Source organism: Curtobacterium sp. GC_Cur_3 (genome assembly GCF_026544205.1).
GTDB lineage: Bacteria > Actinomycetota > Actinomycetes > Actinomycetales > Microbacteriaceae > Curtobacterium.
Genome location: NZ_JALNUI010000020.1, coordinates 40,615 through 62,150, shown reverse-complemented (window position 1 = coordinate 62,150; position 21,536 = coordinate 40,615). Strand labels below are relative to the sequence as shown.

Annotated in this window: 18 protein-coding genes; 8 read left to right on the top strand and 10 right to left on the bottom strand. The window is 70.0% G+C overall.

Features of this window, described 5'->3' with window-relative positions:
• The first annotated feature begins 207 nt into the window (after nucleotides 1-207).
• Nucleotides 208-627: a pilus assembly protein CpaE gene (locus OXR63_RS11975; protein WP_267423503.1), complete on the top strand. Its 420-nt coding sequence runs from the start codon at nucleotides 208-210 to the stop codon at nucleotides 625-627.
• 83 nt (nucleotides 628-710) lie between these two features.
• Nucleotides 711-1,541, top strand: a complete 831-nt coding sequence (locus OXR63_RS11970; RefSeq protein ID WP_267423501.1) for an aldo/keto reductase — start codon at nucleotides 711-713, stop codon at nucleotides 1,539-1,541.
• Nucleotides 1,542-1,623: 82 nt separating this feature from the next.
• On the opposite strand, the gene OXR63_RS11965 is transcribed toward OXR63_RS11970, so the two are convergent.
• From OXR63_RS11965 to dnaK, 5 genes are all read right to left on the bottom strand, one after another.
• Nucleotides 1,624-2,763 (bottom strand): class I SAM-dependent methyltransferase, encoded by a 1,140-nt coding sequence (locus tag OXR63_RS11965; RefSeq protein WP_267423499.1) that lies wholly within the window; start codon nucleotides 2,761-2,763, stop codon nucleotides 1,624-1,626.
• Nucleotides 2,764-2,809: 46 nt separating this feature from the next.
• On the bottom strand, nucleotides 2,810-3,223 hold the full coding sequence (locus OXR63_RS11960) for a heat shock protein transcriptional repressor HspR (protein WP_267423538.1): 414 nt from the start codon (nucleotides 3,221-3,223) through the stop codon (nucleotides 2,810-2,812).
• A gap of 123 nt (nucleotides 3,224-3,346) precedes the next feature.
• The gene (locus OXR63_RS11955) at nucleotides 3,347-4,357 is read right to left on the bottom strand and encodes a DnaJ C-terminal domain-containing protein (RefSeq protein WP_267423497.1); all 1,011 of its coding nucleotides are present in this window, start codon (nucleotides 4,355-4,357) and stop codon (nucleotides 3,347-3,349) included.
• A gap of 41 nt (nucleotides 4,358-4,398) precedes the next feature.
• Nucleotides 4,399-5,028 (bottom strand): nucleotide exchange factor GrpE, encoded by a 630-nt coding sequence (locus OXR63_RS11950; RefSeq protein ID WP_267423495.1) that lies wholly within the window; start codon nucleotides 5,026-5,028, stop codon nucleotides 4,399-4,401.
• A 3-nt stretch (nucleotides 5,029-5,031) separates the two neighbouring features.
• The gene (dnaK, locus tag OXR63_RS11945) at nucleotides 5,032-6,903 is read right to left on the bottom strand and encodes a molecular chaperone DnaK (RefSeq protein ID WP_267423493.1); all 1,872 of its coding nucleotides are present in this window, start codon (nucleotides 6,901-6,903) and stop codon (nucleotides 5,032-5,034) included.
• Between the two features lie 262 nt (nucleotides 6,904-7,165).
• On the opposite strand from dnaK, the gene OXR63_RS11940 reads away from it, so the two are divergent.
• Nucleotides 7,166-11,377, top strand: a complete 4,212-nt coding sequence (locus OXR63_RS11940) for an Ig-like domain-containing protein (RefSeq protein WP_267423491.1) — start codon at nucleotides 7,166-7,168, stop codon at nucleotides 11,375-11,377.
• 107 nt (nucleotides 11,378-11,484) lie between these two features.
• Here the strand turns inward: OXR63_RS11940 and OXR63_RS11935 are convergent, their stop codons facing one another.
• Nucleotides 11,485-11,706: a hypothetical protein gene (locus OXR63_RS11935; RefSeq protein WP_267423489.1), complete on the bottom strand. Its 222-nt coding sequence runs from the start codon at nucleotides 11,704-11,706 to the stop codon at nucleotides 11,485-11,487.
• On the opposite strand from OXR63_RS11935, the gene OXR63_RS11930 reads away from it, so the two are divergent.
• Both OXR63_RS11930 and OXR63_RS11925 read left to right on the top strand, forming a co-directional pair.
• On the top strand, nucleotides 11,705-11,935 hold the full coding sequence (locus tag OXR63_RS11930) for a DUF3060 domain-containing protein (protein ID WP_267423487.1): 231 nt from the start codon (nucleotides 11,705-11,707) through the stop codon (nucleotides 11,933-11,935). The two genes, OXR63_RS11935 and OXR63_RS11930, sit on opposite strands and share 2 nt — an antisense overlap.
• Nucleotides 11,936-11,967: 32 nt before the next feature.
• Nucleotides 11,968-13,467 carry an oligosaccharide flippase family protein gene (locus OXR63_RS11925; protein WP_267423486.1) on the top strand — a complete coding sequence of 500 codons (1,500 nt, stop codon included), beginning with the start codon at nucleotides 11,968-11,970 and terminating at the stop codon, nucleotides 13,465-13,467.
• 68 nt (nucleotides 13,468-13,535) lie between these two features.
• On the opposite strand, the gene OXR63_RS11920 is transcribed toward OXR63_RS11925, so the two are convergent.
• From OXR63_RS11920 to OXR63_RS11905, 4 genes are read right to left on the bottom strand one after another with little or no spacing between them, the layout of a single operon-like run.
• A complete protein-coding gene (locus tag OXR63_RS11920; protein WP_267423484.1) occupies nucleotides 13,536-14,720 on the bottom strand; it encodes a glycosyltransferase in 1,185 nt (394 codons plus the stop codon).
• Nucleotides 14,705-15,811 carry a glycosyltransferase gene (locus OXR63_RS11915; protein ID WP_267423482.1) on the bottom strand — a complete coding sequence of 369 codons (1,107 nt, stop codon included), beginning with the start codon at nucleotides 15,809-15,811 and terminating at the stop codon, nucleotides 14,705-14,707. Before OXR63_RS11915 ends, OXR63_RS11920 begins: the two co-directional genes overlap by 16 nt.
• The gene (locus tag OXR63_RS11910) at nucleotides 15,808-16,428 is read right to left on the bottom strand and encodes an arsenate reductase/protein-tyrosine-phosphatase family protein (RefSeq protein ID WP_267423480.1); all 621 of its coding nucleotides are present in this window, start codon (nucleotides 16,426-16,428) and stop codon (nucleotides 15,808-15,810) included. Before OXR63_RS11910 ends, OXR63_RS11915 begins: the two co-directional genes overlap by 4 nt.
• Nucleotides 16,425-17,834: a polysaccharide biosynthesis tyrosine autokinase gene (locus OXR63_RS11905; protein ID WP_267423478.1), complete on the bottom strand. Its 1,410-nt coding sequence runs from the start codon at nucleotides 17,832-17,834 to the stop codon at nucleotides 16,425-16,427. The genes OXR63_RS11910 and OXR63_RS11905 overlap by 4 nt, the downstream gene beginning before the upstream one ends.
• A gap of 73 nt (nucleotides 17,835-17,907) precedes the next feature.
• Between OXR63_RS11905 and OXR63_RS11900 the strand changes: the two genes are divergently transcribed.
• Genes OXR63_RS11900 through OXR63_RS18425 form a run of 3 tightly spaced genes read left to right on the top strand, consistent with a single transcriptional unit; the run spans nucleotide 17,908 to nucleotide 21,498 of the window.
• A complete protein-coding gene (locus OXR63_RS11900) occupies nucleotides 17,908-19,335 on the top strand; it encodes a hypothetical protein (protein WP_267423476.1) in 1,428 nt (475 codons plus the stop codon).
• Nucleotides 19,278-20,273 carry an acyltransferase family protein gene (locus tag OXR63_RS11895; protein ID WP_267423535.1) on the top strand — a complete coding sequence of 332 codons (996 nt, stop codon included), beginning with the start codon at nucleotides 19,278-19,280 and terminating at the stop codon, nucleotides 20,271-20,273. Before OXR63_RS11900 ends, OXR63_RS11895 begins: the two co-directional genes overlap by 58 nt.
• Nucleotides 20,274-20,283: 10 nt before the next feature.
• Nucleotides 20,284-21,498: an ankyrin repeat domain-containing protein gene (locus tag OXR63_RS18425; RefSeq protein ID WP_267423474.1), complete on the top strand. Its 1,215-nt coding sequence runs from the start codon at nucleotides 20,284-20,286 to the stop codon at nucleotides 21,496-21,498.
• Nucleotides 21,499-21,536: the final 38 nt, after the last annotated feature.

The following is a 21,536-nucleotide window of genomic DNA, read 5'->3' as shown; positions in this document are numbered from 1 at the left end:
GCCGCTGGTGCGGTCCGCCGCGGTCGGGCCCGTCTCGGTTCCGTCCCGGGGCCGGTCAACGGCCTGGAGGCACGGCACCGGTCGTCCGGGCGTCGTCGCGTCGCGCGCGCGGGGCGTCGACGGCCCGCGCACGATGGGTGCTCCGCGATGCTAGTACGGGTTGCCATCCGGAACACGTGTACCGCCCGAGCGTGGCAGGTTGGTGTCGTGATCACCGTCGAACTCGCCAAGACCCTCCGCGACGCAGGACTCCGCTGGCACCCCGAGACCGGGGACCGGTTCGTCATCGACAAGCCCGGCGTGGACGAGGACGTCTACACCGTCTCCGAGATGACCGTCGAGCGTCACGACCACCCCTCCGGCACCATCCTCGGCTTCAACGGGACCACCGAGTGGGCCCTCGACTCCGTCACCGCCGACGAGTCGCTCTGGCTGCCCCGCGAGGACCAGCTGCGCGAGCTCCTCGGGCCGGCCTTCATCGGCTTGACGCGGGTCGCCGCCGGGGAACGGGTCGTGCACACCGTCACCGCGACGATCGGCGGGGTCGACCGCACGTTCGCGGCCGAGGACCCGGCGATCGCCTACGGGCAGGCGCTGGCGGCGTACATCGCGGCGGCGCTGGCGTAGCAGCCGATCCCCTCGCCCCCTCGAGCTCTGAGTCTGGGTGTTTGCTGGGGTGCGCGTCGGGTACCGGCTGGTTGTCTGGACCCATGACCGTTCCGAACATCACACTCAACGACGGCAAGACCATCCCGCAGCTCGGCTTCGGTGTGTTCCAGATCGATCCCTCCGAGACGAAGGCCGCAACGCTGGCCGCGCTCGAGGTCGGCTACCGCCACATCGACACCGCCGAGATGTACGGCAACGAGAAAGAGGTCGGCGAGGCCATCGCGGAGTCGGGCATCGACCGCTCCGAGATCTTCGTCACCTCGAAGCTCAACAACGGCTTCCACGACCACGACCTCGCGCTGGAGAACGGCAAGAAGTCGGCCGACCTGCTCGGCGGGTACACCGACCTCTTCCTCATCCACTGGCCGCTCCCGACCGTGTCGGACTTCGTCCCCACGTGGAAGGCCTTCGAGCAGCTCTACGCCGACGGCACCGCCCGCTCCATCGGCGTCTCGAACTTCCAGGCGCACCACCTGCGTCGCCTGATCGCCGAGACCGACGTGCCGCCGGCCGTCAACCAGATCGAGGTGCACCCGTACCTCGCGCAGGACGAGCTCCGCGCCGTCGACCGTGAGCTCGGCATCGCGACCGAGGCCTGGTCCCCGATCGCCCAGGGCCTCGTGCTCGACGACGAGACCATCGTCCGCATCGCGTCGTCGGTCGAGAAGACCCCGGCGCAGGTCGTCCTCCGCTGGCACATCCAGCGCGGTGACATCGTCTTCCCGAAGTCGGTCACCCGCGCTCGTGTCGAGGAGAACTTCGCGATCTTCGACTTCGAGCTGTCCGACGAGGACATGACCGACATCACCACGCTCGACAAGGGGCACCGCACGGGCCCCGACCCCGACACATTCGACTACGTCCCGGCCTGATCCGGCGGGACGACGAAGGGCGGCCGCGCATCTGCGCAGCCGCCCTTCGGCATCTCCCGGGGCCCACTCCGGACCCGGTCGCTCAGGGTCGGCGCGACGCCGTGACCGTGAAGCGGTCGGTGCGCAGGACCTGACGGGTCGGTCCGACGGCCTTCTCCAGCACCGGCCGGTAGCGCAGGTGCGAGTTCCAGACGCACCACAGTTCACCACCGGACTGGAGGATCGTGGCCGCGTTCCGGAACATCGCCTCGGCCGCGTCGGTGCTCACCGTGGTGTCCGCGTGGAACGGCGGGTTGCACAGCACCAGCTGCGCCGAGCCCTCGTCGAGCTCGTCGCCCGCGTCGCTCCGCACAGTGGTGACGCGGTCGCCCACGCCGTTGAGGTCCGCCGTCATCCGGGTGCTCCGCACCGCCGCTGACGACACGTCCGTCGCGATGACCCGGATCGCCGGACGACGCCGGGCGATCTCCGTCGCGATGACGCCGTTGCCGCTGCCGAGGTCCACTGCGACGCGGGCGGTCGGCACCGCGGCGTCCATCGCCTCGATGAGCACGCGTGTACCGAGGTCGAGCGACGCTCCGGCGAAGACCCCACCATGTGCCGCGATCGTGATGCCGAGCTCGTCCAGGTGCACCTGCTTCGGCCACGGGGACGTGAGGGCGGCACGGTTCGCAGCGGCGGTCAGCGGGTCCTGCGCGACGAGCAGTCGGGACTTGGCGCGGCCCCGTGACGCCACGACGTCGCCGAACGACTTCCGGAGCACGTCGTTCTGCGACAGCGTCATGAACTTGGTCCGCCCACCCGCGAGCAGCACGACGTCCGGGGCGGCGAAGCGTGCCACCGCGCGGGCGATCTCGTCCAGGCGGTCGTGCGACTTCGTGAGCCGGAGCAGCACGAGTCGGGCGTCGCGGAAGGCGTCCTCGAACGAGTCGGGGTGGTGGAACCCGCGCAGGCCGAACGTCCCCGCGTTGGCCTGCAGGGCACGCTGTCCGACCAGGGAGTCCTGCACGACCCGGACTTTCGAGGCCCCGTGCAGGGCGATGAGGCCGAGCGTGAGGAACCCGCGGACGTCGTCGACCACGACGACGGCACCCGGGGCACGGAGGGCGTCCCCGTGCACGTGTGGGGCCTCGTCGAGCATGAAGCGGTCTGTGCCGTCGATGGCGATGAGGTCCGGTTCGTCGTCGGGGTCCCGGCGGAAGAGGTCGGCGAGGTCTGGCACCGCGTCAGCGTACCGACCCGGCCGTGTCACATGCTGCGGACGGTGCTCAGGCGTGCGGTCCGCGGTACAACACGATCTGCGTGTTCCGCTGCGGCCGGGCTCCCGCCCGCAGCGAGATCGCCGCACCGGAGGCGGTCGCCGCGAACACGCGAGCGCCCGGACGGCTGATCAGCTGGTCCGCGAGTGCACGCTCGAGTTCGCGCACCCGGTCGCGCAGCACCTTGTTCTCGTTCTCGAGTTCCAGCACACGCCGGATGCCCTCCAGCGACACTCCCTCGGAGCCGAGCCGCGCGATCTCACGCAGCTGGACGACGTCCCGCATGGAGTACCGACGCGACCCGCCGCGCGTCCGCCCAGGCACGACCAGGCCGAGCCGGTCGTACTGCCGCAGCGTCTGCGGGTGCATCTCCGCGAGCTCAGCGGCGACGGCGATCGCGAAGACGGGCGAGTTCTCGTCCATGTCGGTCATGGGGCTTCCTTCCGTCGTTCGCGTGGTCGTGGAACAGCCTGGAGGCCCGGCGAGCGTCCGTCAGGAAGCCACACCGAGCCTCCAGGCCGGGTCTACTGCTGGTATTGCGTCTGTCTAGCTGCGCGCCTTGGCGAGCAGGTCCTCGCGGGGGTCCTCGTCGGGCAGTGCGGCGGCGAGTGCCTCGACGGCCTCGCGCGCTTTGTCCGACAGGTGCGAGGGCACCGCGACCTGGACGGTGGCGAGCAGGTCGCCCGTGCCGTCCTTCGTCGCGACGCCGCGCCCCTTGACGCGGAGGACGCGACCGGAGGGCGTGCCCGGTGCGACCCGGAGCTTGACGGGATCACCGCCGAGCGTGGGCACCTGGATCGTGGCGCCGAGCGCTGCCTCGACGAACGTCACGGGGACGGCCACACGGAGGTGCTGCCCGTCGCGCTCGAAGACCGGGTGCTTGCGGACGTGCACCAGCACGACCAGGTCACCGGCGTCGCCGCCGTCGGGCGAGGGCTCGCCCCGACCGCGCAACCGGATCTTCTGCCCGTCGGCGACACCCGCGGGGATGCGGACGTTGACCGGACGGCCGTTGCCCTGCGACAGCTTGATCGTGTCGCCGGCGATGGCCGTCGTGAAGTCCAGCGTCGTCGACGCCGTGACGTCGCGGCCCTTGGACGGACCACCGAAGCCGCGGTAGCCGCCGGAGGGCTGACCGAAACCAGCCCCGCCGGCGCCGCCACCGAACATGCCGCCGAGGATGTCCTCGAAGCCGCCACCCTGGCCGAAGCGGACGCGCTGCCCGCCACCGCCAGGCTGGCCGCCGCCGCCGAACATGCCGCCGAAGACGTCCTCGAACCCGCCGCCCTGACCCGGGCCGCCCGCGGTGAAACGGGCGCCCGAGCCCATGGCACGGACCTGGTCGTACTCGGCGCGCTGTTCCTTGTCGGAGAGCACCGAGTACGCCTCGCTGATCTCCTTGAACTTCGCCTCGGCCGCAGCGTCACCAGGGTTGGAGTCCGGGTGGAACTGCCGCGCAAGCTTGCGGTAGGTCTTCTTCAGGTCGGCGTCTGACGCCTTCTTGTCGACGCCGAGGACCGCGTAGAAGTCCTTGTCGAACCAGTCCTGACTGGCCACGGCTACCTACCTTCTTCTTCCATGTCCGAGCGCTCCCCGGCTCAGGCCGGGACCGCCACGGCGACCTTGGCCGCACGGAGGACGCGCTCACCGAGCTTGTAGCCCGGCTCGACGACGTCCGCCACGGTCTGGCCGGTGGCACCCGGGGTGGGGAGCTGGACGATCGCCTCGTGGATGTTCGGGTCGAAGGCCTCGCCCTTCTCACCGATCTGGACGAGCTTGAACTTCTCGAAGCCGCCGCGGATCTTCTGGCCGATGACCTGCATGGGTCCCTCGGTCAGGTCACCGTGCGCCTCGGCGCGGCTCAGGTCGTCGAGCGCCGGGAGGAGTGCACGCACGACCTCGGCGATGGCGACCTCGCGGTTGGCCTCGCGGTCACGCTCGACGCGCTTCCGGAAGTTCACCAGCTCGGCCTGCGCCCGGAGCATGTCCGTGCGCATCTCGGCGACGAGGTCCCGGTCGCTCGCGGACAGACCGTCCTCGGCGATGCCACGGGCGGCGTCGTCGAGCAGGGCCTGGTCCTCCGGGCTCAGGTCGCTCGGCACCTCGACGTCGGGACCCTCGGCCTCGATGAGGTCCTCCGGCTGCTCCGCGTTGGTGGCGTCGCCCTCGACCTGGGGCTCCGGCTCGTTCTGGACGTTGTCGTCGTTGGCGTTCTTGTCGTCAGCCATCGCTTACTTCTTGTCCTTGTCGTCCTCGTCGTCCACGACCTCGGCGTCGACGATGTCCTCGTCGTTGCCGTCCTGCGGCTGCTCGCCGGCACCCTCAGCGCCCGGAGCACCGGCAGCGCCGGCGTCCTGCTGGGAGTAGATGGCCTGGCCGAGCTTGCCCTGCGACTCGTTGAGCTTGTCGTAGGCGGTCTTGACCGCGTCGTCGTCCTCACCCGCGAGGGCGGACTTCAGCGCGTCGACGTCGGCCTGCACATCGGACTTGACGTCGGCGGGGAGCTTCTCGTCGTTCTCCTTGATGAGCTTCTCGATCGAGTAGACGAGCTGCTCGGCCTGGTTGCGACGCTCGTTGGCCTCGCGACGGGCCTTGTCCTCGGCCGCGTGCTCCTCGGCCTCGCGGACCATGCGCTCGATGTCCTCCTTCGGCAGCGACGAACCGCCGGAGATGACCATCGACTGCTCCTTGCCGGTGCCCTTGTCCTTCGCGGACACGTGCACGATGCCGTTGGCGTCGATGTCGAAGGTGACCTCGACCTGCGGGACGCCACGGGGAGCCGGCGCGATGCCGGTGAGCTCGAAGGTGCCGAGCGCCTTGTTGTCCCGGGTGAACTCGCGCTCGCCCTGGAAGACCTGGATCGCGACCGACGGCTGGTTGTCGTCAGCGGTCGTGAAGGTCTCGCTGCGCTTGGTCGGGATCGCGGTGTTGCGGTCGATGAGCTTCGTCATCAGGCCGCCCTTGGTCTCGATGCCGAGCGAGAGCGGCGTGACGTCGATGAGCAGGACGTCCTTGCGCTCGCCCTTGAGGACACCGGCCTGCAGTGCGGCGCCGACGGCGACGACCTCGTCCGGGTTGACGCCCTGGTTCGGCGACTTGCCACCGGTCAGCGACTTGACGACCTCGGCCACGGCGGGCATGCGGGTCGAGCCACCGACGAGGACCACGTGCGCGATGTCGTTGACCGACACGCCCGCTTCCTTGATGACGTCGTTGAAGGGCTTCTTGGTGCGGTCGAGCAGGTCAGAGGTCATCTGCTCGAACTGCGCGCGCGAGATGGTCTCGTCGAGGTTCAGCGGGCCGTTGGCCGTCAGCGTCAGGTACGGGAGCTGGATGTTCGCCGACATCTGCGACGAGAGCTCCTTCTTGGCCTGCTCAGCGGCTTCCTTGAGGCGCTGCTTCGCGATCTTGTCGGTGGACAGGTCAACGCCGTGCTCGTCCTTGAACTTCTTGACGAGGTAGTCGACGATGCGCTGGTCCCAGTCGTCGCCACCGAGGCGGTTGTCGCCGGACGTCGAGCGGACCTGGATCGTGGAGAAGTCGTCGTCCTTGCCCACCTCGAGCAGGGAGACGTCGAACGTGCCGCCACCGAGGTCGAAGACCAGGATGAGCTCGTCTTCCTTGCCCTTGTCGAGGCCGTAGGCCAGAGCGGCCGCGGTCGGCTCGTTGATGATGCGGAGGACGTTGAGGCCGGCGATCTCACCGGCGTCCTTCGTGGCCTGGCGCTCGGCGTCGTTGAAGTACGCCGGGACGGTGATGACCGCGTCGGTGACGTCCTCACCGAGGTACTGCTCGGCGTCGCGCTTGAGCTTGCCGAGGGTACGCGCCGAGATCTCCTGCGGCGTGTACTTCTTGCCGTCGATGTCCGTCGTCCAGTCGGTGCCGATGTGGCGCTTCACGCTGGCGATGGTGCGGTCGACGTTCGTCACGGCCTGACGCTTCGCGGTCTCACCGACGAGGACTTCCCCGTCCTTGGTGAACGCGACGATCGACGGCGTGGTGCGGAGTCCCTCGGCGTTGGCGATGACCGTGGGCTCGCCGCCCTCGAGCACGCTGACGACCGAGTTGGTGGTTCCGAGGTCGATGCCTACTGCACGTCCCATGTGTGGGTGCTCCTTCTTGCTAGGGGTAAGTCGTTGGACTTGCGTCCGATGGACTCAACTCTACTCAGGACCGCCTGTGCGTCAAGTCAAGGTCGCAAGAGTTGCGTCGACCGGACTCAACTCTCCAGTTTCCAAGCGGTTGCGGCGTGGCTGTCCGTTCGTATTTCAAATGATATTCTTGATACACACGTTGCACCGCAAGAGGCGCAACTGCTCCCTTCCCGCAAGCCGCGCTCGATGCGGCCTGTCCTGAAAGATGCACATGTCTCACAAGAAGAGGGCGTCAACTGCCCTCAAGTCCATGGGTGCGGCCGGACTGGCCGCAGCCACCATCGTCTCCGGCCTGTCCTTCGGAGCGCCCGCTGCGCTCGCGGAACCGACGGTGAGCGCCGCATCACCGGTGAGCCTCGGTACTGCGCCGTTCTACTTCAAGTACGGCTCCGGCTATGCAGCACTCCGCGACGCGGCGCTGCCGTATGAAGCTGGCTTCTACGGGCAACTGCGGACTTACACAACCAAGGCAGCTGCGGAAGCCGCCGCCCCCCGGGTCACCGTCTACAAGTTCGACGACGGATCCGTGTCCTTCAAGGACAACAACAACGGATGCGTCTACATGGCCGTGCACGACAACGCAGTCTTCGGGAAGGGCATCGGAGTCTCCTCTTCCAGCGTCACGACTTCGCCGTGCACCAATGCCGCAGGGCAGTTCCGGATCTCGGACTCCGGGAGACTCACCAATGTCTCTTACAACGAAGCGCTCGGTACGATGAGGACCGGCGCTGCAGCACCGTCCGTGGGGCTGCAGAAGATGTTCCTCGGTGGCAGCTGTTACGAATTCTCCGGCGTCAGTGAGCTCGTTGAAGCCAGCGAGAAGCGAGCTCTCTCCGCGGCAGTGGGGACCGTGAACAACCTCGCGAAGACCGCGGTGGTGTCGGGGACTGCGACGCCGGGGGCGAAGGTGTCGATCGGTGAGCAAAGCGCGGACGTCGGCACGGATGGCAAGTGGTCGATGACAGTCAGCGGGCTTGCCGCGGGCAAGAGCGACCTGGTCGCGATCCAGAAGATCGACGGCACCGAGTTCGACCGGAAGACGGTCTCCGCCACGATCGTCGAGGGCGGCGGCCTCTTCGGCGTCGATCAGGGGCCCGTCGAACTCAAGCGTGGCGAGACCACCCAGGTGCCGTTCGTCGTCGAGAACCGCGTCTCTCGCACCGGCACGAAGGGCACAGTCACGCTGACCGCTCCGGACGGCGCGACCTTCTCGGAGCAGGACACCGTCCAGGGTTCGTGGCGGCGCGTCGGCAACACCGCGTGGAACGCTTCCACCTCCATCCCGCTCTCGAACGGCCGTCTGTCCGACGACAACACGACCCTCACGTTCGACGCAGACTGGGCAAGCGAGCGCGCCGCAGACCAGCAGTACCGCTTCATGATCGACGTCACGGCCGCCGCAGACGCCCCGGAGGGCTCGAGCGCGATGGACTTCGACTTCAGCGGGACGAGCAGCACGAATGACTTCCGTGCGCAGGGTTCAACGACCACAACGGTCGGCACCTCGGTCGTCGACCTGGTCGCGAACATCGGTTCGATCGACCACGCAGGCAAGACCGCGGTCATCTCGGGTTCCGCAACCCCAGGCGCGACGATCACGATCGGCGACAAGAGTGTCGAAGCCGACGCTGAGACCGGTGCGTGGAGCATCACGGTCGACGATCTCGACCGCGGGACGAACCCATTGCACGTGGTGCAGGAGATCGACGGCGAGGAGCACGACTCGAAGGACCTCGAGGTCGTCATCAACGACGCCACGATCTCCGGCCAGGACGGCACCGCCATCACGCTCGAGCGTGGCGAGGTCACCTCGGTGGAGTCCCTGTTCAAGACCAACGGTTCGATCAGCCGTCCGCAGGGCAAGGTCGAGTTCACCGCGCCCGAGGGCACCACGTTCGCCGAGGACCAGGGCAGGATCGAGGGTTCGTTCAAGAAGCCGGGTGAGGATGCCTGGACGAACTCCGCCATGACCCTGACCAACGGGGTTCGTTCCGAGGACGGCACGAAGTACACCTATGACTTCGCGACCACCACCACGACCTGGAACCTCCCCGACGCGTCGCTGATGCGCTGGAACATCGACGTGAACACCCCCGAGGGTGCAGCGGCCGGGAAGCCCTCCATGAGCACGAAGCTCACGGGCACGGCAACGGAGGGGTCGTACGACACCACGAGCACCACCGCGACCACCATCGAGGCGAACGGTCCCGCTGCTCCGAGTGCGACCGGCTTCTTCGATGCGGACGTCGAGGCGTGGGCTGGCATCCGAGGCACGGGCGAGGCGAACGCGGCCATCACCGTGAAGAACGCCGCAGGCGACACCATCGCCACCACCACGGCGAACAGCTCGGGCGCGTACACGGTCCGGATCGACCCGTCGAAGGTCGGCTACGGCAAGCAGGACCTCACCGTCACCCAGACCGTCGAGGACCAGGAGTCCGACGGGGTGGCAGTCGAACTGGACTACGGGCAGAACACCCCGGTGATCTCCACCCCCGCTGACGGCTCCACGATCGGCAACACCGACTTCCGCTTCACCGGGACCGGCAACACCGGCGGCAAGCTCGTGCTCTCGGGCAACGACTTCTCCGACAGCACCGACATCGGCACCACGACCGTGGCCGACGACGCCTGGAGCATCACCAACTCCGACCTCACCCTCCCGACCGGGCCCTACCAGTTCTGGGCCGCGCAGTTCACCAAGGGCGGCAAGGTCGAGGTCACGGGCACCAACATCACCGTCAACCGCAACGCACCGTCGGCTCCGACCGAGGTCGAGGGCTACTTCAGCCAGGACGTCACCCAGTGGGCCGGCATCCGGGGCAAGGGCGAGGCCAACGCAGACATCACCGTGAAGAACGCCGCAGGCGACACCATCGCCACCGGCACCGCCAACGGCACCGGCGCGTTCGACATCGTCATCGACCCGTCCAAGGTCGGCTACGGCAAGCAGGACTTCACCGTCACCCAGACCGTCGACAGCCAGGAGTCCACGGGCGCCGCAGCCTCACTCGACTACGGGCAGAACGACCCCGCGTTCACGACGCCCGCGAACGGGTCCACCATCGGCAACAAGGACCTCTCCTTCACCGGCACCGGCAACACCGGCGGCCTGCTCAAGGTGTGGGGCAACGACCTCGGCGCGGGTGACGACACCCAGCTCGGATCCACCACGGTCGCGAACGACGCCTGGGCAGTCTCCAACACGGACGTCACGCTCACCCCGGGCAACTACCAGTTCTGGCTCGGCCAGTTCACCAAGGGCGGCAAGGTCGTCGTGAAGGGCACCAACGTCACCGTCGAACAGGCACGCCCTGCGGCCCCGACGGCGCGTGGTGAGTTCGCGGCGGACGTCACCCAGTGGGCCAGCGTCCGCGGTACCGGCGCCCCTGGTGCAACGGTCACGGTGAAGGACACCGCCGGGAACGTCGTCGCCGAGACCACGATCACGGACCCGTCCGGGATCTACAGCGTCGCGATCGACCCGTCGAAGGTCGGCTTCGGCAAGCAGGACCTCTCGGTCAGCCAGACCCTGAACGGTGCGACCTCCGACGCCGTCACCGTCGAGCTGGACTACGGGCAGAACGACCCCGCGTTCACGACGCCTGAGAACGGGTCCACCATCGGCAACAAGGACCTCTCCTTCACCGGCACCGGCAACACCGGCGGCCTGCTCAAGGTGTGGGGCAACGACCTCGGCACGGGTGACGACACCCAGCTCGGATCCACCACGGTCGCGAACGACGCCTGGGCAGTCTCCAACACGGACATCACGCTCACCACGGGCAACTACCAGTTCTGGCTCGGCCAGTTCACCAAGGGCGGCAAGGTCGTCGTGAAGGGCACCAACGTCACCGTCGAACAGGCACGCACCGCGGCCCCGACGGCCGAGGGCTACTTCAAGACCGACGTCAACGCCTGGGCTGCGATTCGTGGCCAGGGCCTCACCGGTGCCACGATCTCGGTGAAGGACGCCTCGGGCACGGAGATCGCCACCACGACGATCACCGACCCGAACGGCTACTACGACCTCGGCATCGACCCCTCGAAGGTCGGGTGGGGCAAGCAGCAGCTCACCGTCACGCAGACGCTGAACGGCAGCACGTCCACCGGCATCGGGGTGGAGCTCGACTACGGGGTCCAGGGCGACTTCGCCGTGACCAGTCCGGAGAACCTCTCCACGGTGAGCGGCCAGGGCGGCTTCACGTTCACCGGCACCGGCCTGACCGGCGCGGAGATCCAGGTCTCCGGGACCGACTTCAGCAACTCGACGCCGTTCGGCTCCACGACTGTCGTCGACGGCAGCTGGTCCCTGGCCTCCACCCTCGACCTGCGTGAGGGCCCCTACCAGTTCTGGGCCTCGCAGCACACGAAGGGCGGCAAGTACCAGATGGCCGGCATCAACGTGACCGTGCAGCGGTAGCCCGACCAGCACCGACGACGGGGCGCTCCGGAAGGAGCGCCCCGTTTTGCATTTCAACTGCTAGAATATCAATGTCAACCGATCGAAAGGTTCTCCATGAACGCCCGTCACCTCGCTTCCCTCCTCGTCGTCACCGTCACCACCGCTGTGCTGCTCACCGGCTGCAGCTCGACTGACCGCAGCGACGGACCGTCGGGCTCGCCGACTTCGACGACGTCACAGAAGCCCTCCACCTCGGCCAGCGCGAACCCCACGTCACAGGCGACACGCCCCGCGCTGGAGCAGGGCGCCGCGGAGTGCACTGACGGAACCGCGACGATCGCGGACATGAACAACAAGGAAGTCTCCGTCGGCGACTGCACCACCGTCATCGTCGAGTCGAGCAACGCGATCATCCACCTCGGTGCGGTCACGTCCCTGACCGTCAAGGGCGCGATCAACGGCATCGACGTCAAGTCCGTCGAGAAGCTCACGATCGACGGTGACGGCAACCGCATCACCACGGCCTCGAAGCCGGAGGTCGACGACAAGGGCAAGCAGAACACCGTCCAGCGCTGACGCGCGCTGACTCCCCCGTGACCGGACGCACCATGCACCGACGAACCACAGAAGCCGACTGGGCCGAGACACGGAGCCTGGGCACCGCTGCCACCCGCGGTGCCCTCACCTCGGCGGTCTCCACGTGGACTCGGTTCGTGGTCCAGCTCGCCACGATGGTCATCGTGGCGCGCCTCGTCGGCCCGGCGCACTACGGCGCCGCGGCGACCGCCCTGGTCGCCGTCATGGGTGCCGAACTCGTCCGGTCAGGGGGGATCACCTGGCTCATCGGCCGAGCGCAGACCCTGACGGCGGCCGCCGTGAGCACGCTGCACCGGCTGACCGTCACGGTGGGCTCGGCCGTCGCGGCGGTGTTCGCCGTGCTGACGTGCATCGTGCCCCCGGATGCGCTGCCGGCCGGCGTGCTCACGTTCCCGACACTGGCGGTGGTGTTCCTCGCGGCCGGCGTCAGCGCCGTGCCGACGGCCTTGCTCGCCCGGAACCTGCGCTTCGGCCTGATCGGCACCGCCGAGGTCAGCGCAGCCGTCGTCTCCTGCGTCGTCGCGGTCATGATCGCAGCCACCGGCGGCGGTGCCGCGGCGCTGCTCGTCCAGTCGGCGTCCTACGCCGTGGTGCTCTGCGGCATCGTGGTCACGGCGTGCCCGTGGCGCCCCGGTCGGCCAGCACAGCTCCGAACGCTGCGCAGCGAACTCGCGTTCGCGGGGAACGCCACGGTCTCGCAGGCGCTCGACTGGGCCGTCCGGAGCATCGACCGGATCATCGTCGCCGCGCTCTTCGGCAACGCAGCAGCTGGTCTCTACGTCCAGGCAGCACAGCTCGCGGTGCTGCCGATCGAGCAGGTCAACGGTCCACTGCGTCGCGTCGCCGTTCCGGCACTCGCCCGCATGATCGACGAACCCGACCGCTTCCGCGCCGCCTACCGGGCACTGCTGACGCTCTCCTGCAGCGTCCTGTGGCCGGTGTTCGCGGTCCTCGCCGTCCTGGCTGAACCGGTGGTGGTCACGCTCTTCGGCCCTGCCTGGTCGGGTTCGGCGACGCTGTTCCGCGCCATGATCCCCATGGCGATGGCGAGTGTCGTCGCCGGCATCACCGTCGTGGTGGCGTTCGCACACGGGCTCGCCGGCAGACAGACGCTCTGGGAGTGCCTCGTCAGCCGCCCGGGGACGATCGCCGCCTACGGCATCGGTGCCGTGTGGGGCGTGCAGGGCGTGGCTGCCGGCTCGTCCGTCTCGGCGGTCCTGCTCGTCGTTCCCGGGTACCTCGTCATCGCGGGCAGGAGCGGCCTCGGCCTCCGCGACCTCCTGGTCCCGCTCATCGCGCCGGCCGGGATCGCGGTCGTCTGCGCCGCGGGAGTCGCTGCCGTCGTCGTCCCGCTCGAGGCCGCACCCCTGATCACGCTCGTGGTCGGCGCTGCGGTGGCCGCCGGGCTCTGGGTGGCACTCCTACTCGTCATCCCGGCCACGCGCCGCACCCTGCGTGGCGTCGGCAGGGTCGTCCTGCACCGCGTTCCGGAGCCGGCCTCCGCGGGCTGAGACGCGACCACGGACGGGAGGCACGGTGCGGGTCGGACCCGCACCGTGCCTCCCGTTCGTGGTCGCGTTCACCGCAGGTGCGGCGTCACCGCCTGCTCCCAGTCCTCGACCACGCGGTCGAGCCGGTACCGTTCCGCGCTCACGCGCGCTGCGGCACCCACTCGGGCTCGGAGCTCCGGATCGCTCGCGAGCCGCAGCATCGCGTCGGCCATCGCGGCTGCGTCGCCCGGTGCCACCAGGAAGCCGTCGACCCCGTCGACGATCATCTCGCCCGGCGCACCGGCAGCGCTCGCGATCACTGGTCGGCCGGACGCCATGGCCTCGATGACCACCTGCCCGAAGCCCTCGGCGACGGGACTGGCGTGCAGCGCGACGGAGGCCGCGGCGAACTCCTGCGCGACGCCGTCCACGTGCCCGATGAAGTCGACGGCGTCGGCGATGCCGAGTTCCACGGCGAGCGCGGGGAGTGCCGCCGCGAAGGCCCGGTCGCGGTCGAAGAGGGCCTCCCCCACGATGCGCAGCCGTGCGTCGGGGTCGATCCCTGCTGCGCGGGCGAGTGCGAACGCCCGCAGGGCGACGTCCTGCCCCTTCGTCTCGGACACCCGTCCGGCGAGCACGAACAGGGTCCGCGCGGGCGCGTCGGCGACCCGGTCCGGCAGTGACACCGGACACCGGACGACCGCGGCATCGCTGGTCCGGGTCGTCCGACGACGTGGCGGGAGCAGCGACGCGGCGGTGGCACGGGAGTTCGCCACTCTGCCGTGCGGCAGGACGGCGAACACCACGCGGAGCAAGCGCGCGTTCCAGCTCGTGTCGTCCTCTTTCCCGACGACGCTGTGCGCGTGTGCGACTACGGGCACCCGTGCGAGTCGTCCGGCGAGCGCGCCGTAGACATGCGCCTTCGCCGAGTGCGTCGTCACCAGCGCGACCTCGTGACGGCGGAGCAGCCCGGCGAGGCGAACGGCCGTCGCCGCCGCCCCGGAGACCTTCCCCAACGCGTCGCGAACGCCCCCACCGGTCTGCTCGGTGTGCGACGCCACGGTCTCTGTGAGGGGGATGACCACGTGCTCGACACCCGCAGCGCGGAGGGCGGCCTCGATCGGACCGTGCTCGCCGAGGACGACGAGCGGACGGACGCGGCGCGTGGCTCCGGCGATGCGGAGGATGAACAGTTCAGCCCCGGAGAGCTCTGCCGAGTGCGTGACGAAGGCGACGACCGGTCGGTGGTCGCGTGCGGTCAGATCGACATCCACGCGCGGAGCTCCTGTCGGAAGGTGGGCACGGCGAAGCGGTCGGCATCGCGTGCGCAGTCGTCGGGGTCCAGCACGACCGCGCGTTCGACGGCGTCCCGCAGTGTGGACGGCTCGGTGTCGGGCAGCCGGACACCGCTGCGGTCCGAGACGGACTCCCTCGTGCCTCCGCGGTCGGCGACGACCACGGGGGTGCCGACGGCGAGGGCCTCCACCGGCAGGATGCCGAAGTCCTCGACGCCGGGGAAGGCCAGGACCGACGCTCGATCGAGCAGGTTCGCCAACAGGGCGTCCGACGGAGCGATGACGAAGCGGACGTCGGCGTTGGACGCCGCGGCGAGCGCGCGGAGGCGCGATTCGTCCGGGCCGGAGCCGGCGATCACGACCGGACGGCCGGTCGCTGCTCCCATCGCGATGACGGTGTCCAGGCGCTTGTACGGGACGAAGCGCGAGGCGCCGAGGACGAAGCCCTCAGGGAGGGACTCGAGGACGGCCTGGTCCTCGGCATCGGCAGCACGGAGGTCGAGCACGGCGCGGCGCACGCGTTCGATGTCCACCGGAGGGTGGATCACGACCGAGTCGACTCCCCAGGTGCGCCGGACACGCTCCTGGACGAAGGCGCTGTTGACGGCGAGGTTCTGCAGCGCGACGGCGCTCCGACGGTCGATGTGACGGAACATCGGCGCGATGGCTCGGGCGGGGAGCGAGCGCCCGCGTTCGTCGAGTTCGGGCGTCCAGAGGTAGCGCGCCGGCGTGTGCGCGTACGTGAACTGCCGGCGCGGGTCGACACCCGGCACCCGGACGTGGTGTGCGAAGAGGTGCGAGCTGACCAGCGCCCAGTCATGCGTGCCGAGGGGGCGGGCAGACCGCCGCCAGACGAGCGGCATGAGCGGGAGTGCAGCGGCCTTCCGACCCCGGAGCGGTGTCCGCGCGACGGCGCTCTCGTGCACCCGCCCAGGACGGAACCGCCCGGGATGGTCGTTCCAGAGGCACAGGATGTCCGCATCCGGGAAGGCCGCGGCGAACTCGTCGAGGACTCGCTCGGCACCCCCGACGCGCTCGATCCACTCGTGGACGATCAGACCGCGGTTCATCGCCCCGCCCCCGGGTTCCTGGTGTCGTCGGCGAGAACGGCGTCGAAGCGGACGAGCAGCGTGACGAGCAGGTCGAGGTCGTGGTCGATGCGTGTTGCCATCCGGCGGAAGTCAGCACCGTCCCCGCGGACGGGGTCCGGGACGTCGTCGCTCGGCCCCGTCGATGACGGAGCCGGAGCGGCGAGCCGGAAGCGCGCGAGGAGGTCGTGGAACTCGTCGTGCGCCGTTGCCGTGTCGATCCCGCCCGCGAGCAGCGGCTCGGCGATCCGCGCGACCTCGCCGAGCGTGAAGGTCCGGCGGACGAGTTGCGGAGCACGCTCGAGCACGGCCTGCCGGTGCCGCCGCTCCATGGTGACGACGAGGTCCTGCTGCCGGAGGTCGACGTCGTCGACGGACCGTGCCCGATGGACGTCGAGCGGGGCTGCCTCCAGCCCCAGCGTCCGGAGTTGCTCGTGCGCCAGGGCACCAGAGGGCGCACGCGTCCCAGCGCTCGCCGTCACGGTCTGCCGTGCGCTCGGGACGGCTCGCCACTGCTGCTGGAACGCCATCGCGGCGTACGGCGAGCGACAGACGTTGCCCTCGCAGACGAACAGGATGCGGCGTGGGGACGACGTCATCGGGCGGTCTCCGTTCCGCGCGCGCGGCGACTGGCACGTCGCGGGCTCTCGGTGGGTTCGGCACTCGGCGCGTACCCGTAGTAGTTGGACGGGCGGAGGCCCTTGACGCGGTTCGCGACGACGCCCAGCACGCGGGCGCCGACCGACTCGAGCGTCGACAGCGCCTGAGCCACCTCGCCGGTCGTCGCGCGGCCGTCCACGGAGGTGACGAACAGCACCCCGGAGGACAGCGCCGCGATGACCGCGGGGTCGGTGACGGGGAGCACGGGTGGCGCGTCGATGACGACGTAGTCGTACTGCTCGCGGACCGTGCTCAGCAGGAGTTCCATCTGACGCGACCCGAGCAGTTCGCTCGGGTTCGGGGGGACGCGTCCGGCCGCGAGCACGTGCAGCCCGCGTTCGCCGACGACCTGGAGCGCGTCCTCGAGCTCGACCTGGTGGGTCAGCACGGTCGAGAGACCGACGCTGCTCTCGACACCGAGGTACCCACTCGCTGCCGGGCGTCGGAGGTCGGCGTCGATCAGGACCACGCGGTGCCCGTTGTGCGCCAGCATGAGCGCGAGGTCCACCGCCGTGGAGGACTTCCCCTCGCCGGGGACGGAACTCGTCACGACGACGCTCTGCGAACCGCCCTCCAGGTTCGTGAACGTGAGGTGCGTGCGGAGCTGCCGGAACGACTCTGCCCGGCCGGAGTAGGCGTTCGCCGCCTCGATGAGCGGCGTGCGTGACGTCCGGTCGTCGAGCGGGATCTCCGCGAGGACACTCGCGTCGGTGACGCGGCGGAGCGCATCGACGGACCGCACCTTCGTGTCGACGGTCTCACGGAGCAGGGCGGCGGCGATCCCGACACCGAGGCCGAGCAACACCCCGAGCGCGATGTTCACGGGAACGCGTGGCGACACCGGCTCGGTCGGGCGGTCGGCCGGCTGGTAGACGCTGAGCTTCACGAGCGCCGAGCCGGTGTCGTCCGCCGTCTCGATCTGGTCGACGACGTGGATGAGTTCGCGGGCGACGGCATTCGCCAGGGCAGCGGCGTCCTTCGCGGACGGGTCTGCGACGGAGAGCGTCAGGATGACGGTGTCGGCCGAGGTCGTCGCGGAGACCGTGCGTTCGAGGTCAGCGACAGACCGGTCGACACCGGCGCGCTCGGCGGCAGCGCGGAGCACCCGTGGGGCCGAGACGAGTTCGGCGTACGACGCGACTCGCGCCTCGGAGAAGTTGCCGCCTTGGCTGAGGTCCGTGACGCTCGCCCCACCACTGACCGAGACGAACACCGAGGTCGTCGCGCGGAAGACCGGCGTCATGACGAGGGAGACGCCCACTCCGGTGCCGACGCCGAGGAGCGTGATGAGCGCGACCCACCACCGTCGGCGTCTCAGCACGGTGAGGAACTGCTGCAGGGTCATGAGAGCCTTCCGGGTTGGCGTGTCGATGTGAAATATAGCGTACGCTGTATTGCATATCAACTGGAAGGTGATCATGACCCTGCTGGGAGTCCTGGCGCTGGCCTGCGCCCTGATCGGAGCGGCGCGCCGTCGTCCGAAGCTGATCGCGATCGCGCTCGGCTTCGGCGCGGGCGTCCCCGCCTCGGCCGGCATCGTCGTCGGAGCCGTCGCCGTGCCGGTGTTCAGCTGCGTCGGCCTGGTCGCCGTCGTCTCCTGGCTGGCCACCCGGCCCCGCGGGCCCGGATCGGCCGTGGCGTCGACCCTGGTCGCGTTCGCGGCCTGGAGCATCGCCGTCACGGCGATCGGCCCGTGGGCGTTCGCCGGAACCCCGGTGCTCGAGCCCCGCGGCGGCATCGACGAACAGATCCGCGCGCTGACGCCGCTCGCCTTCGGGATCAGCAACATCGCCCAGGCGGGCTACCTCGTCATCGCCTTGGTCGTGGTGCTGCACCTCGCCGCGACCGGCACCGCGAGGACGGCGCTGTCGGTCGCCGCGTGGACGGGCATCGGCCTGAGCACCGTGCGGAACGTGCTCCGCTCGGCGGGGACCGATCCACTCGCGCCGGTCTTCGACACCCTCAACGCCTCGTACACCGACGGGGACGCTCGGCTCCGCGGGGTGTTCTCGGAGCCGAGCGAACTCGCCACGTTCACCCTGGCGGTCATGACCGGCACGGTCGTCCTCGCCCTCACCTCGCGTGGGCGCCGCCGCATCGCCCCGCTCGTCCTCGGCGCCCTCGCCCTCGGCAACCTCCTGGGATCCGTCTCCGGGACCGCCGTGATCGCGTCCGGCGCCGTCGTCGCACTCGCTCTCGTCGTCGTCGTGGTCCGCACCGTGCTGCGGGACGGTCGCGGGGTCGTCTGGTTCGTGCTCGGCGCGATCACGGTCACGAGCGTGCTGCTCGTCGCCGGCGACACGGTGACGACGCCGCTCCTCGACGTCATCGAGGACAAGGTCGGGAGTCAGTCGTTCGATTCACGGACGGCCGCCGACGCCATCGGCCTGCGGGTCACGTCCGACACCCTCGGCATCGGGGCGGGACTCGGCAGCAACCGCTCGTCGTCGTTCCTGGTGACCCTGCTCTCGACCGTCGGGGTGCCGGGGACCGCACTGTTCATCGTCGCGGTGGCCCTCGTCGTGCGGCGAGCGGCCGGACAGCGTGCGACCCTCCCCGCCGTGGCCACGCTCGGCGCCCTGCTGATCGCGAAGGTGGTCTCGGTGCCGGACCTCTCGACGCCGTTGCTCTGGGTCACGATCGCCCTGTGCATGACGGCCTCACTGAAACACAACATGTGGACAACTGCCGATCCCGTGATGATCCGGCCCACGCTCGTGCCATGGCAGTCAACGGATCGAAGTTCCTCGGCGTCCAGGCACTGCGATTCGTCGCAGCACTCCTCGTCGTGTTCGCGCACCTGCCGTCGTACCTGCACGACCGCCTCGGCGCACCGCTCGTCGTGATCCCGACCGGGCAGGTCGGGGTGCCGGTGTTCTTCGCCATCAGCGGCTTCGTGGCCGTCCTCGTCACGCACCGGTCACCGCCGCCGACCTGGCAGCACTTCCTCCGACGACGGCTCGTCCGGGTCGTGCCCCTGGCGTGGGCGGTCATGACGGTCAAGCTGCTCACACTGTTGGTGGCACCGGGCGCGCTCGAGCGGGCGTCGACCTCACCGGTCTACATCGCGCTGTCGTACCTGTTCCTGCCCGGCCGCGGTGCCGACGGCGTGGTGCAGCCCTTCTACACGGTGACGTGGACGCTGGCGTTCGAGCTGCTCTTCTACGTCGTCGTCACGGTCGCGCTCGCCGTCCGGGTCGACCCCTTCCGGTTCGCCTCGGCGGTGTTCGTCGTCCTCGCCGCGGCATCGGCGTTCCGCGCCCCGGCCGGGTGGCCCACCTGGCAGTTCCACGGCGACCGCGTCGTGCTGTGCTTCCTGGTGGGGATGACCATCGGCCGCTGGGCGATCGATCGGTCGACCCGCACGGCGGTCCTCCGGCTGGTGGCCATCACGGCGCTGTGGACCGTGGTCGGGACGATCGCGGAAGCATCGACCGGGGCCCTGATGCTGCTGCCGATCGCGGCCGTGGCACTGGCGCTGACGGTCGCGTCGGAACCGTTCATCGGCCGTCGTGTCGGCCTCGTGGGGACCACGCTCGGCGACGCGTCCTACGCGCTCTACCTGACGCACCCGATCGTCGCACCGACGACGGTGGCCGTCATCGCGGCGGTGGCCTCCGGGTCGTCCGCGCCGGTCCTCGTCGGGGCCGCCGCCGTCGGTGCAGCCGTCGCAGCGTCGGTCGTGGTCTGGTTCGCGGTCGATCGACCGGTCATCCGGCTGCTCCAGGGCGGGCGCGGAGGGCTCGACCGCCGAGGGCGCGGACGACGACGGGCCCCCGGGTAGTCTCGACCCCGTGCGCTGGAGTCGAGTGAACTGGCCCTCGGTGGGCTACGTGTCCCTCGAGGACTTCGACGGACAGTCCGAGCACATCGCACGACTGCTCGAGGACGCTCCCCCGCCGGTCGCGGCCCTCGCCACCGTGCGCTGGACCGACGCCCGGGTCGCGACCCTGCGCAGCGAAGCGGCTCACCGACACGCATCCGAGGACGCGTCGAACGGCACGGACGGCACCGACGGCACCACGGACGACACGGCGGCGATCCCGGGGCACGGCCTGCCCGACCCGGTGGTCGTGCACGCCGAGGTCGTCGTCCGGAACGACGAGGTGCTCGACACCGCCGACGGGCTCTGGCGGCGCTGGAACCACGCACGGGTGACCCTACGCTTCGACGACGCCGTGATCGACCCGCCCGATGTGGACGCCGGCGCGGTGCTGGCCGGGGACGCGCACATCGCCCGCGGCGAGCTCGACCACGTGGCCGGCGAGGACGCCTGGGAACTCCGACTCCTCGTCTCCCCCGTCGGCGAGGTCGCGATCCGGTTCCGGGACGCCCAGGTCGCGGTGCAGAGCGTCGACGAGTCCGCCTACGACGTCCTCGGCGACCGCCCGACGCGCGGCTGGCACGGCCCGGTCCCCGACGGCTGGGTGGAGTGGGCGACCGAGGGTGTCCGTGCTGCGGCGTACGGGGACCTGGGCGGGCTGCACCTCGCCGACGACGCCAGTGACGTGGACGATGTCGACCCGCGCTGGGGCTTCGCCCCGCTGCACGCCGCCGCGTGGTTCGACCGGCCCGAGATGCTCGAGGAGCTCCTCCGGCGCGGTGCGACCCTGGCTCTGATCGACTCCGAGGGCCGGACGCCGCTGACGCTGGCGGTCGACCGCGACGCACGACGGGCCCTCCGCGTGCTGGTCGCGGCGGGTGCCGACCTGGAGGCTCGGGACGGCGACGGCAACTCCCCGATCGTCCGCGCTGCATGGGGTGGCCACGCCGAGGTCGTGCGCCTGCTCGCCGCCGCGGGCGCCGACGTCCGCGCCCGGGGCTCGCGGGGTGCGACGCTGCTCATCGCGGCGGTCGACTCCGCGGACGTGGACACCGTCCGCGCGGTGCTCGCCCTGGACGTCGACCGTGCGGCCGAGGACGACGAGGGCTCCACCGCCGCGGACCGGGCTGGACTCCTCCGGGACGGCGCCATCGCGGACCTCCTCACCCCCGACGCGACCGACTAGCGACCGGACCGGACCGACCCGATCGGGCGAGACCGGGC